This is a genomic window from Actinosynnema sp. NPDC059797 (assembly GCF_042732085.1).
Classification (GTDB): Bacteria; Actinomycetota; Actinomycetes; order Mycobacteriales; family Pseudonocardiaceae; genus Actinosynnema.
Window position 1 is genome coordinate 6,462 of sequence record NZ_JBHWIE010000372.1, and the last position, 277, is coordinate 6,738.

Below are 277 nucleotides of genomic sequence, written 5' to 3' on the forward strand. Positions count from 1 at the left end.
CTCATGCGGCCGTCGCACACCCGGACCACGTCGCGCACGCCCCGTTCCAGGAGCTTGCGCGGCAGCGGCATGTTGGCGACCTCGGGCATCCCCGGGTACCCCTTGGGCCCGCAGCCGCGCAGCACCAGCACCGAGTCGGCGTCCACGTCCAGGTCCGGGTCGTCGACGCGGGCCCGGAAGTCCTCGACGCTGTCGAACACGACCGCGCGGCCCCGGTGGCGCAGCAGGCGCGGTGACGCGGCGGCGGGCTTGATCAGCGCGCCCCGCGGGGCCAGGT

Annotated in this window: 1 pseudogene; it reads right to left on the reverse strand. The window is 75.8% G+C overall.

The window, feature by feature from the left end:
* Nucleotides 1–277: pseudogene (locus tag ACFV4N_RS37395) on the reverse strand (dihydroxy-acid dehydratase); the annotation flags it as partial.